The organism is Marinobacter sp. SBS5 (assembly GCF_048285575.1).
Classification (GTDB): Bacteria; Pseudomonadota; Gammaproteobacteria; order Pseudomonadales; family Oleiphilaceae; genus Marinobacter.
The window spans coordinates 630805-646741 of sequence record NZ_JBLWAZ010000003.1 but is presented as its reverse complement, the minus strand read 5'-3'; the positions used below and the strand labels follow the sequence as shown (position 1 = coordinate 646741).

Genomic DNA, 15937 nt, shown 5'->3' with positions numbered 1-15937 from the left:
CAGCAACGCGATTCTGTTAGTCGGACTCTTTCCATTACATAAGGAGAACAATACTCATGAACAACGATGTCGTAATAGCAGGCTCCGCCCGAACTCCGATGGGCGGCATGATGGGCTCATTGAGCTCTGTACGTTCCCCGGAACTGGGTGCCATCTCCATCAAGGCCGCCATTGAACGCTCCGGACTGCAGCCGGCCGATATTCAGGAAGTGATCATGGGCTGTGTGCTCCCAGGTGGGTTGGGGCAGGCCCCGGCGCGCCAGGCTTCCCGTGCCTCCGGCATCCCCGACAGCTCTGGTTGCACCACCATCAACAAAATGTGCGGCTCTGGTATGCAGGCCGTCATCATGGCCCATGACCAAATTAAAGCCGGCACCAACAACATCATGATTGCGGGCGGCATGGAGAACATGAGCCAAGCACCGTATCTGCTGCCCAAGGCCCGAGCCGGCATGCGTATGGGGCATGGTCAGGTGATGGACAGCATGTTTCTGGACGGTCTTGAAGACGCCTATGAAGGTGGGCTGATGGGCGTATTCGCCCAGCGCACGGCCGATAAGTTCAACATCACTCGCCATGACATGGACGAGTTTGCCATTGGATCACTACAAAAAGCATTGGCAGCGATCGAGAACGGTTGGTTCCGTGATGAAATTGTTTCAGTTACAGTCTCTGGCCGTGGCGGTGATACCGAAGTCGATATCGACGAACAGCCCGGTAACGCCAAGCCCGAGAAGATTCCTCACCTGAAGCCGGCGTTCGCCAAAGACGGCTCGGTAACCGCAGCCAACTCTAGCTCAATCAGTGATGGCGCGTCCGCGCTGGTGCTGGCTTCATCGGCGGAAGCAGAAGCCCGTGGGCTAACGCCTCAAGCGCGAATTGTTGCCCATGCCACCCACGCTCGGTTGCCAGCGGAGTTTACCTTGGCTCCTATTGGTTCCATCGAAAAGGTGCTAGCGAAAGCGGGTTGGACCGTGGACGACGTTGATCTGTTTGAAATCAACGAAGCCTTTGCGGTGGTTACGCTGGCGGCGATTAACGAACTGAAACTGCCGGCAGAAAAGGTGAACGTTCACGGTGGCGCTTGCGCACTGGGGCATCCGATTGGATCATCCGGTTCCCGTATCCTGATCACCTTGATCAATGCACTGAAACAGCGTGGTCTCAAGCGTGGTGTTGCGTCACTGTGTATAGGTGGTGGCGAAGGAACCGCGGTGGCGGTTGAGCTGATTTAAAACAGACGGCCGGACGTAAGACACGTCCGGCCCGTTACCAGTACGGGGTTAGGGTAGATCGGTGACTGCGCCGGTAGACGCTGAACTCACCGTCCGAGCGTATTTCGCCAATACGCCACGAGTCACTCTGGGCTCTGGAGGCGTCCAAGCCTTGCGCCGTTTTTCCATTTCTTCTTCAGAAACTTCCAGAACGATGGAGTTGTTCACCGCATCAATGGTGATGGTATCACCTTCTTCTACCAGTGCAATCGGGCCGCCGACAGCCGCTTCCGGGGTAATGTGCCCGACCACGAAACCATGGCTACCGCCTGAAAAACGACCATCCGTAATTAACGCCACATCACTGCCCAAACCGCGGCCCATAATGGCCGAGGTGGGACTCAGCATTTCGCGCATACCCGGCCCGCCTTTTGGGCCTTCGTAACGAATCACCAGCACATCGCCGGCAACCACGCTGCCGTCCAGAATGCGCTCTTGTGCTTCTTCTTCGGAATGAAATACCCGAGCACGACCTGAGAAGTGTGTACCTTCCTTGCCCGTGATCTTGGCCACCGAGCCTTCAGGGGCCAGATTGCCGTATAGAATGCGCAGGTGACTGTCTGCTTTGATCGGATTCTCGAAGGCCCGGATGATCTGCTGATCGTCGGGATAGGGCTTTACGCCGGCCAGGTTTTCAGCCAGTGTTTTACCCGTTACCGTCATGCAGTCGCCGTGCAGCATGCCGCGATCCAGCAGCATCTTCATGAGCGGCTGGATACCGCCAATCGCCACCAGTTCAGACATCATGTAATGCCCGGACGGGCGAAGGTCTGCGAGCACAGGAACGGTTTTACCAATCCGAACAAAGTCATCCAAAGACAGCTCAACACCCACGGTACTCGCCATGCCCAGCAAGTGCAGCACCGCATTGGTGGAACCGCCCAGCGTAATAACAACCGTTATGGCATTCTCGAAGGCTTCGCGACTCATGATGTCAGACGGCTTGATATCGGCGTCCAGCAGATTCAGTACCGCAGCCCCCGCCGCTTCACAGTCAGCTAGCTTGTTATTAGACACCGCATTCTGAGCCGAACTGCCCGGCAAACTCATCCCCATCGCCTCAATCGCTGAGGCCATAGTATTCGCTGTATACATACCACCACAGGAACCGGCCCCGGGAATCGCCGTCTCCTCGATCTGCTTCACTTCAATCAGATCCATCTTGCCCTGAGCGTGCGCACCCACGGCCTCAAACACAGAAATAATATCGGTGTGATTCTCACCCGGCTGAATCGTCCCGCCATACACAAATACCGACGGCCGGTTTAACCGCGCCAACCCCATCAAACAGCCGGGCATGTTCTTATCACACCCGCCAATCGCCACCAGCCCGTCAAAGCCCTCACAGCCGGCTACCGTCTCAATGGAATCCGCAATCACCTCTCGGGAAACCAGAGAATATTTCATGCCCTCCGTCCCGTTGGCAATCCCATCGGAAACCGTGATGGTATTAAAAATAAGACTCTTGCCACCGGCTTTATCCGCACCCTTGGCAGCCTCACGGGCCAGCCCGTCAATGTGCATATTACAAGGCGTCAGATTACTCCAAGTGGAAGCAATCCCGACTTGAGGCTTCCGGAAATCCGCATCCTCAAAACCCACTGCCCGCAACATAGCTCGGCTGGCAGACTTATTAATGCCATCTACCACCGGCGCAGAATAGCGACGTCGTTTATCCGTAGCCATGAACCCCACCCTTATAAGTTAGAAATCAAAAACGGTAGCCACCAGAGAACACCACAAAGCACCAAAGTGCAAACAGATCGAACAAGACTATCCCCAAAAGGTTTGCCGGTAGTGGGGTGCGGAGTCCTTTTCTGGCAGGGAAAAAGATGTCTGAGCGAAGCGAGTTATTTTTCCCAGAAGAAAATGACTCCGCACCCCACAAACCCGCCCCACAGCTAAAAGGCAAGAAGCCGACAACGCGAAACCTCAAGCCGAAGCCGATCGAACAGCGCTCTGAGGCTGAACCAAAACCTCCTCCACCGTATGCAACTTCTCCAACTGAGCCCGAAGCATAGCAATCGGCCGAGAACCCTCCAGCGTCAAAGCAATATCTAAATGCTCATTGCCTGAACTCATCGACATCTGAGAAATCCGAAACCCACGAACCCGAACCACCTGACATAACCGCTCAAGCGCCGCCGCCTCCGACTGCATACGACAATTCAAGTGATAACTGGGTGTAGAACACTCTGCTTGCGGATTCATGCTACCTGCTCCTTAGTAGACGCGCTGGTGCGCCGGGTTTCATCGATCATCTCTTTATTGCTGCCACCGGGCTTTACAATCGGCCAAACGTTCTCCTCACGACTGATGGCAACGTGCAATAACATTGGCCCGTCATAAGCCAGAATGGCTTCAATGCCACGGCGAATCTGATCCGTGCGCTCAATGTGCAGAGCTGGAATATCAAAGGCTCGAGCCATGGCCACGAAATCCGGATTGTCATCCAAATTGATATGACTCTCCCGGTTGTTATAGAACAGCTCCTGCTGCTGGCGAACCATACCCAGACACTGGTTATCCATAATGATCAATTTCAGCGGCAAGTTATAACGGCGAATGGTGGCCAGCTCCTGCGCGTTCATCATGAACGATCCATCGCCGGTCACATTAATCACGGTGCTATTGCGGTCCGCAAACTGCGCGCCGATGGCGGCCGGCAAGCCAAAGCCCATGGTGCCCAGCCCGCCGCTGGTCAGGTGGTGACGCGGGTGGTCGAACTCGTAATGCTGGGCCACCCACATCTGGTGCTGGCCAACGTCGCAGGCAATAACGGTGTCGTCCGGCGCAATTTTTGATAGCTGGCGGATAAAGGCCGGGCCAGCGATAGGCGCCAAAGATTCTTCGTTATCCGCAGCCTGAAAGCCGCCCGTGGTGTGCCAGGTTTTGCACTGTTTTTGCCAGTCTCCAATCGACAAAGGTTCTGAACTCAATGCTGTGGTGAAGGCTTCGAGAATTTGATTCAGGTCGCCTCGCAAAGCCAGATCCGCCGGCCGAAGTTTGTTGATTTCAGCCGCATCCGCATCAATGTGAATCATCCGGGCATTAGGGGCGAAACCGTCCAGCTTGCCGGTAGCCCGGTCATCCAGACGAGCGCCGATCACGAACAACAGATCGCACTCATCAACTGCTTTGTTCGCCGCACGCGAACCGTGCATACCCAGCATGCCCAGATTGTGAGGGTTGCCTTTGCCTGCGTTACCGATGCCTTTCAGAGTAACAACCGCAGGCATACCGGAGGTCTGAGAAAATTGACGGAAGTTGTCTTCTGCCTGCGCCAAGGAAACTCCGCCGCCACTGTAAAGCAGGGGGCGCTTCGCAGATCGCAACATGGCCAGCGCCTCGGTAACATCCGGGCAGTGGCTTTCTGGTGCATCTGCTTTCGTTGCAGCAGGGGCCGCAACGTCTGCAAGCAGAATGTTCTTCGGAATATCAATCCACACCGGCCCGGGGCGACCACTTTGGGCCAGAGTAATGGCCTCTTCCATAATGGCCGGCAACGTTTCTGCGTCGTCTACCAGATAACTGTGTTTAACAATGCCTAAGGTCATGCCAAGAATGTCGGTTTCCTGGAACGCATCGGTACCGATCAGGGGGGAGGGTACCTGGCCCGTGATCACCAGCATGGGAATGGAATCCATGTAGGCATTGGCAACACCGGTAATCAGGTTGGTCGCGCCGGGGCCGGAGGTGGCAATGCAAACGCCGATGTCACCACTGGCGCGGGCAAACCCGTCGGCCGCTAAGGCGCAGGCCTGCTCATGGCGGCACAGCACGTGCTCGACGCCGACATCGTCTACCAGCGCATCGTAGAGCGGCATAATGCAGCCACCTGGATAGCCGAAAACGGTATGGATGTTATGGCGGTGAAACGCGTCAAGAATGTGCTGTGCGCCGTTCATGGTCGTTTTTTTCCTTTTTTTTGCCGCATAAAAAGAAACCCCCGGGACCTTTCGGTGCCGGGGGTTTCTGGTGTCTGTGTCAGGTTGTCGCTATTTCACCTGCTTGTCCACGCAAAAGCCCCCGGACGGTACCACGACCACCAGGATTAGCTTTACTAGGACGATAACAGCAGTGAAGTTCATAAAATCGACAGTCTGCTCTGAATAGAGTTAAACAATATGTGTAGAATCTACCGCACGTTTAAAACCGGTTGCAACCATTTGTTGTGAATTTCTGAAACAGATCCAACTTTCTACGGCAACCAAGAACAACTAGAACGGCGAGTGGAATATGACGAAAGCAAAGTGGGGTTCTCTGGGGCTATCGGTTCTGGTAGTGGGGGTTTTGATCATCTGGATGGCAACCGGTGAGGTCAAGGTAGCCAGCGATGACACGCCGCAAGAGCCTGAACAGCCGGAAAAAGCCCTCACTCAGGTGGAGGTGGAACTGCTGAAAGCCGAGCTCTATCAGCCCTCGATAAAATTGCAGGGGCAGGTTGAGCCTTGGCAGCAAGTGATGGTCAGTGCTCGAACAGCGGGAACCGTTGAACGCTTGCAGGTCACGTTGGGGCAGCAGGTAAAAGCGGGCGATACACTCTTGACGCTGTCCACCGATGGTCGTGATTCGGTGGTTGCAAGCTGGCAGGCTCGCATTCGTAAGTTGGAAGCCGATTTGTCGGCGGCTCGTAAGCTTAAAACCCGAAACCTAGTGGCGGAGAAAGAAATTCTTAGCCTTGAAAGCGAGCTTGCGGCCGCTCGGGCAGAAATGACCGGGGCTCAACTCACTCTGCAACACCTGAAACCCAAAGCGCCGTTTGATGGTGTGGTGAACCGCCGCGAAGTAGACCCCGGCACCTTAGTCAAGGTCGGTACTCCATTGTTGGAGTTGGTTCAGATAGATCGGTTAAAAGCCACGGGGCGGGTGCCCCAGCAAACGGTAAAAGACGTGCAGCCCGGGCAAGCCGTGGAAGTCATTTTGCTTGATGACACTCGCCTAGCGGGTGTGGTCAGTTTTGTTGCCAGCGCTGCAGACCCCGCCACCCGAAGTTTTGCGGTAGAAGTGGTGGTGGAGAACCCAGAGCGTAAACGCGCAGCAGGTGGCACCGCGACGCTCAATGTTCAGCTACCTGAGCGGAAGGCCATGTTTATCTCACCGGCATATTTGAGCCTCAATGACGACGGCCGCCCCGGAGTGAAGTATGTGGATTCCGACAACGAGGTGGTATTCGAAACCGTCAAACTGCTCAGTATTTCAACCAGTGGCGCTTGGGTGACGGGGCTTCCCGATGAAATTCTACTGATCACGCGCGGTGCCGGGTTTGTTGTGGCCGGAGAGGTTGTGCGCCCCATTGACCGTTCCGACAAGCGGGGCTGACGATTGTGAGAGCACTTATCACAGCTGCAATGGACCGAAGCCGTACAACGTTGTTGGCTTTTTTGTTCCTGCTGATTGGCGGAATGGTTTCCTATCAGGTGATTCCTAAAGAATCGAGCCCCGACATTGCGATTCCGGTGATTTACGTTGCCATGAAGCTGGATGGCATCAGCCCGGAAGATGCCGAACGTTTGCTGGTGCGGCCCATGGAACAGGAATTGCGCTCCTTGGAAGGCATCAAAGAGATGCGGGGCAATGCCTCGGAAGGGCATGCTTCAGTTATGTTGGAGTTTGATGCCGGGTTTGATTCCGATAAAGCCCTGCAGGATGTGCGGGAGAAGGTTGATACCGCTCGCAGCAAGTTACCTCAAGAGGCGGATGAGCCTCGAGTTCACGAGATCAACGTATCCCTATTCCCCGTGCTTTCAATTGGGCTCTCTGGACCGCTCTCCGAACGCGAGCTGATTACGATTGCCCGGCGTTTCCAAGATGCTATAGAGGGCGTGCCTGAAGTGCTGGAGGTGGATATAGGCGGCGACCGGGAAGACTTTCTGGAAATCGTTGTGGATCCGCAGGTGCTGGAGAGCTACGGCATCGATTTCAATCAACTCGCTTCGATGGTCAGTCGAAATAACCGCTTGGTAGCGGCGGGTTCACTGGATACCGGTAGCGGCCGCATGTCGTTGAAAGTGCCCGGCGTGATTGAGTCAATCGAAGATGTTATGTCGATGCCCATCAAAGTTGATGGTGACACGGTCGTGACCTTCGGTGATGTCGCCATGTTGCAGAGGACGTTTAAAGATCCCACTGGATTTGCCCGCATCAACAACGAGCCAGCTTTGGTGCTGGAAGTGTCGAAACGATCCGGCGCGAACATAATTGCAACCATCGATCAGATACGTACCTTGATTGAAGAAGTGAAACCTCAGTTGCCGGAAGCACTGGAAATTCGCTACATCATGGATCAGTCCGAAGAAGTTCAAGACATGCTGTCTGACCTCCTCAATAACGTGCTGACGGCAATCGTGCTGGTGCTGATTGTCGTCATTGCCGCCATGGGGGCTCGCTCGGCTCTGTTGGTCGGACTAACCATCCCCGGTGCGTTTCTAACGGGTATTCTGGTGATCTGGGGCATGGGCTTAACGCTCAACATCGTGGTGTTGTTCAGCTTGATTCTGGTGGCGGGTATGCTGGTAGATGGTGCCATTGTGGTGTCGGAACTGGCTGACCGCAATCTGACCGATGGCCAGCCGGTAAAGATGGCTTGGGTAGACGCTGCCTCTCGGATGGCCTGGCCCGTGATCGCCTCAACCGCAACCACGCTGGCGGTTTTTGTGCCCCTGCTGTTCTGGCCGGGAGTGGTGGGCGAGTTTATGAAATTCCTGCCGATGACCGTTCTGATTTGTTTGCTTGCCTCGCTGGCGATGGCGTTGGTGTTTTTGCCCGTTATGGGTGGCGTTAGTGGTGGCAGGCGCGCTCATCAAGATGCGGAAGAAGGCCGGATTTTGCAGGCCTACCGAAGCACCTTAGGCCAAATTCTGCGGCGGCCGGGGCTCACTCTGATCGGGGCCCTAGTACTCATCGTTATGATCTATGCAGCCTATGGACGTTTCAACTACGGCGTCGAGTTCTTCCCGAGTGTCGAGCCTGATTCGGCACAGGTGCAAGTGCGTGCTCGGGGTGATCTATCGGTTTGGGAGCGCGATGCCATTGTTCGCGAAGTGGAAAGTCACCTTCAGAACATGCCAGAAGTAAAAGCCTTGTATGCCCGCTCCATGTTGGCTACAGGCACCAAAATGGCGCCGGATGTCATTGGTGTTTTACAGTTTCAGTTCACCGACTGGTATACCCGCCGCCCCGCGACGGAAATATTGGAAGACTTCCGTGAGCGCACCTCGGGTATTCCGGGTATTGAACTGGAGTTTCGAAAACAGGAAGGGGGCCCGGCAGACGGCAAACCCATTGAATTGTTGGTTAGCAGCTTGGACTCCGGCCAGTTGGATGACTACGTCGATGAATTGGAACGGGTCATGCAGAGCATTGGCGGGTTCGTCGATATCGAAGATGACCGCAGTTTACCGGGGATTGAGTGGCGGCTGCAGGTGGACCGTGAAGCCGCCGCTCGTTTCGGTACCGATATCTTGAGCATCGGCAGCGCTGTGCGTATGGTGACCAACGGCATGGTGCTGGCTACCTATCGGCCGGAGGATGTCCGGGATGAAGTGGATATCGCTGTCCGCGTACCAAACAACTGGCGAGAGTTGGAGCACCTGCAGCGGCAAACCATCAACACGCCGCGGGGGCAGGTGCCTTTGTCTGAATTCGTGACCCTGGAGCCCGTTGACAAAACCGGCAGCATTGTCCGGGTCGATGGTCAGCGAACCATCACGATCAAATCCGACGTGGCGCCAGGCCGGCGCATGGATGAGCTGCTGAAGGCGCTGCAGGCTGAAATGCCGGAACCGCCGGAAGGTGTCACGCTTCGGTTTGGTGGGGAAAACGAAGATCAACAGCAGGCGATGACATTCCTGCTGAGTGCATTTCTGGTGGCGATTGGCATGATGGTGCTGATCCTGCTGACCCAGTTCAATTCCATGTACCAGACGCTGTTGATCCTTTCAGCCATTGTGCTATCGACTGCTGGTGTCTTGCTCGGTCTTCTGCTGAATGGTCAATCGTTCGGCATCGTCATGGTCGGTATGGGCATCATCGCGTTGGCGGGTATTGTGGTGAACAACAACATCATCCTGATTGATACCTACAACCAGATGAAACAAGAGGGAAGGGAAGCTTTCGAAGCCGCGCTTGAAACCGGCTGCTTGCGTTTTCGCCCGGTGTTGTTGACCGCCACCACGACGATTCTTGGGCTGATGCCAATGGTTTTGGGGGTTAACGTGAACCTACTGGAACCGTCGTTAGGGGTGGGAGCTCCATCTACTCAGTGGTGGACTCAGTTGTCTAGCGCCATTGCGGGCGGCTTGGCCTTTGCCACTCTGCTTACGTTGCTGCTGACACCTGCGTTATTGGTGCTGGGCGAGAAGGCGGGGCAGCGCTTCCGTGCGCTGAACCGACGCTCCGGCTAAACCGGCGTTAGTGCTGAAGTCTTTGAGCAATGGTTTGGGCTTTGCCCGCCATAGCTTCCAGTTCCGGAACGGCGCGCAGGTTGGCTTCTGCGGCTTTCGACATGGCTTCGGAGATCTCGGCCACTTCCGTAACGTTTCGATTGATATCCTCACTGACGCTGGTTTGCTCTTCGGCGGCAGTGGCCACCTGAGTGGTCGCGTCATTCACGCTGAGCATACGTTGGTTGATGACTGCCAGCGTTTGCCTGACGGCATCTACAGAGTCGCTGCTTTCTTTGGCAACGATGCCGGAGGCGTGCATATACTCGGTGGCATCTTTGGATCCAGACTGAATATTGGCAATGATGCCGTCGATTTCGACCGTTGATGCCTGAGTTTTTGCCGCCAGATTACGGACTTCATCGGCAACAACCGCAAAGCCTCGACCCGCCTCGCCCGCTCGAGCAGCCTCAATGGCTGCGTTCAGCGCCAATAGATTGGTTTGATCGGCAATTTCACGAATGACCTGCATAACATCGCCAACCCGCTGGCCGCTTTTGGCCAGTTCCGCTACCGTTTCGGTAGAGCTTTGGATTTGGTTTGTCAGGCGGTTCATGCTGCTGACTGCCAGGTTGATCTGATCGTCCGCGTGGCGGGTTTGATTGGTGGTTTCATCAACTTGATTGGCCACAGAGGCTGCGTGATGGGCAACATCTTGGGCCGTCGCAGACATCTCGTTCATTGCGGTGGCAATCTGGTCGATACGCTGGTGTGCTTGATCAGATTGGCTAGAGACGGCATCCGCGCTGGCGCGAATCATTGCCCCTGTATCGGCAAGTTGAGCGGCATTTTGTTTCATCAGTTCGCCGGTATCGGTCAGGAAGCGATGAAGCGTGCGGGCGGTATCAGCCAGCTGACCCAGTTCGTCGCGACGAACTAAGGTAACCGGATCTGACAGATCGCCGGCGCCGATCTTGTTCAGTTTAACAATGAGTTCCTGAGTAGGGCGTACTACGGAGCGAGCCAGTGCAATCAAACAGGCTAAGGTGCCCAGAAGGATGGCTCCGAGCAGCAAACCGCCCATAAACCAGGTATCTGCAGTGGCGTTTTCGTGCAATTCAGATGAGTGTGCAACAGCGTATTCGCGAATATGTGCGGAAGCATCTTCAATCAATTTACTGGGTTCCCGGTCGATGCCAGTAACGGCTTTATCTCCAAGAGTGTGGTCAAAGTTTGAAGCTTCGAACTCGATAAAACCTTTGCGATAAGCGCGCCCCATAGCTTCGTGGGCTGTTTGGAATCGTTGCATCAGCGCTTTCGCTTCTGCGTTTGTTAGTTCGGGTATCAGTTGATCCAGCTGCTGCTGTATGTTCGCTTCTGTGTTCTGAAATCTGCGCCAGTATTTTTCACGCTGCCCGGCGTCGGCTCCGCGAAGCAGTACGTTCTTCCATTCCTGCACCTGAGTTTTGAAATCGCTAAGGATATCTTCAGCTTGTATCGCTTGGATCATTTCGACGCTGACCAAGTGATCGTATTGCTCTTGTACTTTCAGCGAGCTATTGAAATACACGCCCGCCATCGCTGCGACCAAAACATTGGCAAGCGACACAACGGTGAGAATTCGGTTCAGGATACTTTTGGTGTACCACTGCATTGGAGGCAATCCTGTTTCATGTAGGGGTTGAACGGTATGATTCAGTCATACGGAACGGTCAGGAGGCCCCTGCCGTTGTTAGCTACCTATTATCGGCCATTGATGAAAATGCTGAACCCCCTTTTTGAAATTTATCGCGATCAATGGCTTTTAGCTGTCCACAAGCCCTCGGGCCTGTTGGTGCACCGTAGTCCCATCGACAAACACGAAACCGAGTTTGCGCTGCAATACGCCCGGGAGCTGAATGGCGGGCAGCACGTGTATCCTATCCACAGGCTGGATCGACCGACGTCTGGTGTGCTGCTTTTTGCTCGAGACCCTGACACTGCAAGAGTGATGGGGCAGGCGATGATGGCGGGGGAGGTTTCCAAAACCTATCTGGCGGTGGTTCGAGGCTGGACGCCGGAATCCGGTGTGATTGATCACCCCTTGAGGGACGAACCGGAGGACCGCCGATTGAAGGGGCAAGAGCAGCCGATACGGGAGGCGTTAACCCATTATCGAAGACTGGCAACCACCGAGCTGCCCGTCGAAATTGAGCGTTACCCCACCAGCCGTTATAGCCTGGTAGAGCTATACCCGAAAACCGGAAGGAAGCATCAGCTGCGCCGACATATGAAGCACATACACCACCCAATCATCGGGGATGCCAATCACGGAAGGGGACGCCATAACCGTTACTTTGCGGAGCGGTTCGGGCAGGGAAGGCTGCTGTTGGCGGCCACGGAGCTTCGGTTTCGGCATCCGGTGACCGGCGAGGAGGTTGCCCTGAAAGCGCCGCCAGAACAGAGCTTTCAGGACGTGCTGAGCATCTTTCCGGTGGTTTAGCCCAGGCTTGGAAAACCGTGCTCGGCTTCCAGTGTATAGGCTAGCTCAAGCAGCGTGCGTTCGTCCCCATGTTTGGCCATGAACTGTACCGAAATGGGTAGGTTGTTGTCGGTCATGCCCATGGGCACTGAAATAGCCGGGGCACCGGAGGCATTGGCTAGAGGCGTGAAGTTTGAGTACTGGGTCAGCCGATCGAACAGCGTGTCGAACGGCACGGTGGGGCTCAGGTGGCCGAGCAGCGGAGTTGTGTGTGCGAGTACCGGCGTTAGTACCGCATTGTAATCGGCCATCTCGCGGGCGTAATCATGCCAGGAACGCTTCAGGCGCCAGATAGCACCGGGCAACTTCCAGAGTTGTTTCCGTGTTCTGCGATCCAGGCCATCGGTTAAACCGTTTACCTTTCGCTTATCAAAATCGGGGTGAAGGATCTTGTGGCCTTTAAGCTTCATGCCAAAGGCCAACATGCCCCAATACAATGCGAAATCGTTGGGGAAGGAGTCCGCCACGGGAACCATCATGGGCTCGACAATGTGGCCGGCCTTTTCCAGCAATTTCGCGGTTTCCTCAACGGTCTTGCGGGTGTCTTCGTCTGTCGGGTGGCCGTTAATGGAGTCCAGTACCAAACCTATCCGCAAGCGCTTTTTTCCGGGGCCCTGAACATGCCCCACTTTGGGTAGCTTCTGGTTATAGAAGTACTGCTCCGCGTGCGCGAAAAAACCGGCGCTATCGCGCACCGAGCGAGTCACCACGCCGTCGCTGACAATGTCCACCGGCATACTTTTCGCGGAATCGTTAAGTACTACACGGCCGCGGGTCGGTTTCAAGCCGATAAGGCCGCAGCAGGCGGCCGGGATGCGAATGGAGCCGCCGCCATCGTTAGCGTGTGCAATCGGCACCACACCGGCCGCTACCATGGCCGCCGAACCGCCGGAAGATGCGCCGCAGGAATATTTAAGGTTCCATGGATTCCGTGTAGGTTCGCCATTGGCGAACTCGGTGGAGGCGTTAAAGCCAAATTCCGGCAGGGTGCTCTTGCCTAGACAGATGTAACCTTGGGCGAGCATCTGCTTAACAAACGGGCTGGTCGACTTGGCGGGCCTGAGTGGCACCGCCTCAGAGCCGTGGCCACTGGGTAGACCTTTTACATCTAGGTTATCTTTAATAAAAGTGGGTACACCCGCGAATGGAGCTTGTGAGGCGTCCACAGTAGCTGCGTGTTTCAGTGCTTGCTCGTAGTTGTCGGTAGCGACACCATTGAGCGCGGCTTGGGCCTGCATGGACCTTGCGATCGCCGCTTCAGCAACCTCTACCGCTGATACTTCGCGTCGGCGAATTCTTTCGGCAAGCTCTGTCGCGTCCGACGAGCCAAGCGCATCGTCCCTAAAGCAGTGAAAGGGGGCAGGTTGCTTGTGGTCCATTCAGTACTCCAGATGTTTTTATTGGACCTAGACCATAACTCAGCTTGAAACGTGACGACATGTCATTTCAGGTATGTCGTCACGGTGCATTGCATGACCGGTGAATTTTGTGGAACGTGCAACATCTCGGTGTTTAAGACGCTTTTTTGCGGGCTTCCTTGATGACATCGTAGGCGTGGCTGATTTCCCGTGTGCGCTCCTCGGCCATTTCACGCATGCTTTCAGGCAGCCCCTTGCCCGCGAGTTTATCCGGGTGGTTCTCGCTCATCAGTTTGCGGTAAGCCCGTTTGATCTCGGCGTCAGATGCCGATGGCGAAACCCCAAGCGCTTTGTAGGCATCGTCCAGCTGCTGTCCGGTGGAATAGTTAGAGCTGCTGCCGGTCTGGCCCGCATGGGCTCCGCGCAACATGGCCTCAAGTTGATCAACCTGACTTTCTGGTAGGCCTAGCCCTCTAGCAATTCGCAGCAGCATTTCATGTTCGGCCGGGTGAACCTGACCGTCAGCTGCCACTGCCGATACCTGAATCTGAAGGAACATCTGAAGCAGGGCCGGCTGTCGGCCAGAGGCCGCTAAAAATTGCTGCAGCGCTGCGTCCAAATCAAAATCCGGCTGCTTACCGCGGTTAAACGCTGCTTTGGCGATGGCCTTTTGCTCTTCGTTAAGGCGAAAGCGCACAAACATGGTTTCAGCCATTTGAATTTCATCGCGGCTGACAACACCATCGGCCTTGCACAGGGCACCCATGACAGAGAATGCCGATTCTATGAAGTTCTGTTGGATGTTTTGCAGGCCGCCGACCAGCTTGCTTTTCAAACGCTGATACAGAAAGGCACCGATGGCTGCGCCGATCAAAAAGCCGGGGAAGCGACCGAAGGTGTAACCGATCAGGCCACCAAAGATTATTGCGAACAGCATTCAGAGTTCCTTTAAGTAATCATCAATCCCTGAAATATACGGGTTTTTTGTCACGGCTTCATGAACAGGCTTTCATCCTTGGTTGGTTTGTTACATATCCGAGGTTAAAACGTCCGGGCCGTACACCAACATGCTACTGCATCCAGGCAGTGAGTAAGCCCGCCGCTAGCGAAAGCGTCATCGGCCCTGCGACCAGAATGCCTACGTGCCGGTTACCAATGGCCCAGGCAATGCCAGACTTCACCAAATTGTTGACGGCTGCCGCAACGACAATACCGAGAACCGCGGCTTCCATGCCGAGCCCGTTATTGGACATGCGGGTTAGAGAGAGGGTGATGGCATCGACGTCGGCGATACCCGAGGTGGCCGCCAAGGCATAGACACCCGCATCGCCGAAAGCGCCCTTCAGAAACTCGCCAAGCAGCAATATGGCGGTGAGCAAGAAGCCAAAGAGCAATGCTGAAGCCACGTCTAGGGGATTTTGTGACAATGTGGGCTGACTGACTTGTTGTTCCTTGGAGCTTGTTCGCCAGATGAACAGAGCAGGAACGTACAGAAAAACGGTCATCACGAGTACCGGGGCGACTAACGTAGGCAGCAACGCGGGATTGATGATCAAGCAGTAAACCAGAATGCGTGGAAACATGGTGCCGCAGGCGATCAGAATGCCCGCTGCGAACTGGGGGTTGAGTATGGGGTTCTGTTTAGACTGGCGGGCAAAATGTAAGGTGAGTGCAGTCGAGGAGCTGAGGCCGGCGAACAGGCTGGTGAATAAAATGCCTTTGTGGGTGCCGGCAACGCGGATAGCGAAATAGCCGACAAAGGAAATAGAAGCAATCATCACCACCATCCACCAGATTTCCCGGGGGTTTAGTACGCCCCCAGGCCCCATTCTCTCGTTCGGCAGCAGTGGCAGCATGACCACGGAAATCAGCAGCAGCTTGAGCGCCGCGTCCAGTTCATGGGCTTGCAGCTTTTTGACCCAGCCGTGAATTTCTTTTTTGTTATCCAGAATGAGGGCGGTGATGACCGCCGCGGCTGTCGCGATCACCGGATCAATGGCAACGGCCACTGCACCAAAGCAAAAGGTCAGTAGCATGCCAATCAGGCCCGTAATGCTAAAGTTGCGAACGTGGGTCAGTCGTTCGCGGTAAGCGACCAGCCCGATGGCAGCGACGCATAAAAGGAGCGCCGGAAACGCCCAAACGGTAATTTCGGTGGCCAGTAGCGCGGATAGGCCACCAAGGAAGCCCACCAGTGAGAAGGTTCGGATGCCGGCAATGCGCTCTCCGGCTTTTTGTTCTCTGGCGTCCCAGCCTCGTTCCAGGCCAATGATGGCTCCAAGCAGCAACGCTAACGCGAGGCGGATGGCAGTCTGGTTAGAGGCAATAAACTGGCTTGCTAAATCATCCATGCAGGTTTTCCGGTCAATATAAGTCGTTGTATTCCATTCTAGGCAATTA

The 15937-nt window shown here is 55.2% G+C and carries 11 protein-coding genes; 4 read left to right on the top strand and 7 right to left on the bottom strand.

Going from position 1 to position 15937, the window contains the following annotated elements; genetic code table 11:
* The first annotated feature begins 56 nt into the window (after positions 1-56).
* On the top strand, positions 57-1235 hold the full coding sequence (locus tag ACNQ6O_RS10020; RefSeq protein ID WP_418053071.1) for a thiolase family protein: 1179 nt from the start codon (positions 57-59) through the stop codon (positions 1233-1235).
* Between the two features lie 48 nt (positions 1236-1283).
* Here the strand turns inward: ACNQ6O_RS10020 and ilvD are convergent, their stop codons facing one another.
* From ilvD to ilvG, 3 genes are all read right to left on the bottom strand, one after another.
* On the bottom strand, positions 1284-2960 hold the full coding sequence (gene ilvD / locus ACNQ6O_RS10015; RefSeq protein WP_418053070.1) for a dihydroxy-acid dehydratase: 1677 nt from the start codon (positions 2958-2960) through the stop codon (positions 1284-1286).
* A gap of 246 nt (positions 2961-3206) precedes the next feature.
* A complete protein-coding gene (locus ACNQ6O_RS10010) occupies positions 3207-3485 on the bottom strand; it encodes an ACT domain-containing protein (RefSeq protein ID WP_418053069.1) in 279 nt (92 codons plus the stop codon).
* Positions 3482-5182, bottom strand: a complete 1701-nt coding sequence (ilvG, locus tag ACNQ6O_RS10005; protein WP_418053068.1) for an acetolactate synthase 2 catalytic subunit — start codon at positions 5180-5182, stop codon at positions 3482-3484. Before ilvG ends, ACNQ6O_RS10010 begins: the two co-directional genes overlap by 4 nt.
* A gap of 331 nt (positions 5183-5513) precedes the next feature.
* Here ilvG and ACNQ6O_RS10000 point away from each other — a divergent pair, with 331 nt between their 5' ends.
* Both ACNQ6O_RS10000 and ACNQ6O_RS09995 read left to right on the top strand, forming a co-directional pair.
* Entirely contained in the window at positions 5514-6596 is a 1083-nt protein-coding gene (locus ACNQ6O_RS10000) for an efflux RND transporter periplasmic adaptor subunit (RefSeq protein WP_418053067.1), read from the top strand.
* Between the two features lie 5 nt (positions 6597-6601).
* Complete coding sequence (locus ACNQ6O_RS09995) at positions 6602-9679, top strand: efflux RND transporter permease subunit (protein ID WP_418053066.1); 3078 nt, start codon at positions 6602-6604, stop codon at positions 9677-9679.
* 7 nt (positions 9680-9686) lie between these two features.
* On the opposite strand, the gene ACNQ6O_RS09990 is transcribed toward ACNQ6O_RS09995, so the two are convergent.
* The gene (locus tag ACNQ6O_RS09990; protein WP_418053065.1) at positions 9687-11312 is read right to left on the bottom strand and encodes a methyl-accepting chemotaxis protein; all 1626 of its coding nucleotides are present in this window, start codon (positions 11310-11312) and stop codon (positions 9687-9689) included.
* Between the two features lie 108 nt (positions 11313-11420).
* Here ACNQ6O_RS09990 and ACNQ6O_RS09985 point away from each other — a divergent pair, with 108 nt between their 5' ends.
* Positions 11421-12140 (top strand): pseudouridine synthase, encoded by a 720-nt coding sequence (locus tag ACNQ6O_RS09985; protein WP_418053064.1) that lies wholly within the window; start codon positions 11421-11423, stop codon positions 12138-12140.
* Here ACNQ6O_RS09985 and ACNQ6O_RS09980 read toward each other — a convergent pair.
* The 3 genes from ACNQ6O_RS09980 to ACNQ6O_RS09970 form a co-directional block, all read right to left on the bottom strand.
* The gene (locus ACNQ6O_RS09980) at positions 12137-13558 is read right to left on the bottom strand and encodes an amidase (RefSeq protein ID WP_418053063.1); all 1422 of its coding nucleotides are present in this window, start codon (positions 13556-13558) and stop codon (positions 12137-12139) included. The two genes, ACNQ6O_RS09985 and ACNQ6O_RS09980, sit on opposite strands and share 4 nt — an antisense overlap.
* 133 nt (positions 13559-13691) lie before the next feature.
* Positions 13692-14474, bottom strand: a complete 783-nt coding sequence (gene djlA, locus ACNQ6O_RS09975) for a co-chaperone DjlA (protein WP_418053062.1) — start codon at positions 14472-14474, stop codon at positions 13692-13694.
* Between the two features lie 133 nt (positions 14475-14607).
* Entirely contained in the window at positions 14608-15888 is a 1281-nt protein-coding gene (locus ACNQ6O_RS09970) for an MgtC/SapB family protein (RefSeq protein ID WP_418053061.1), read from the bottom strand.
* Positions 15889-15937: the final 49 nt, after the last annotated feature.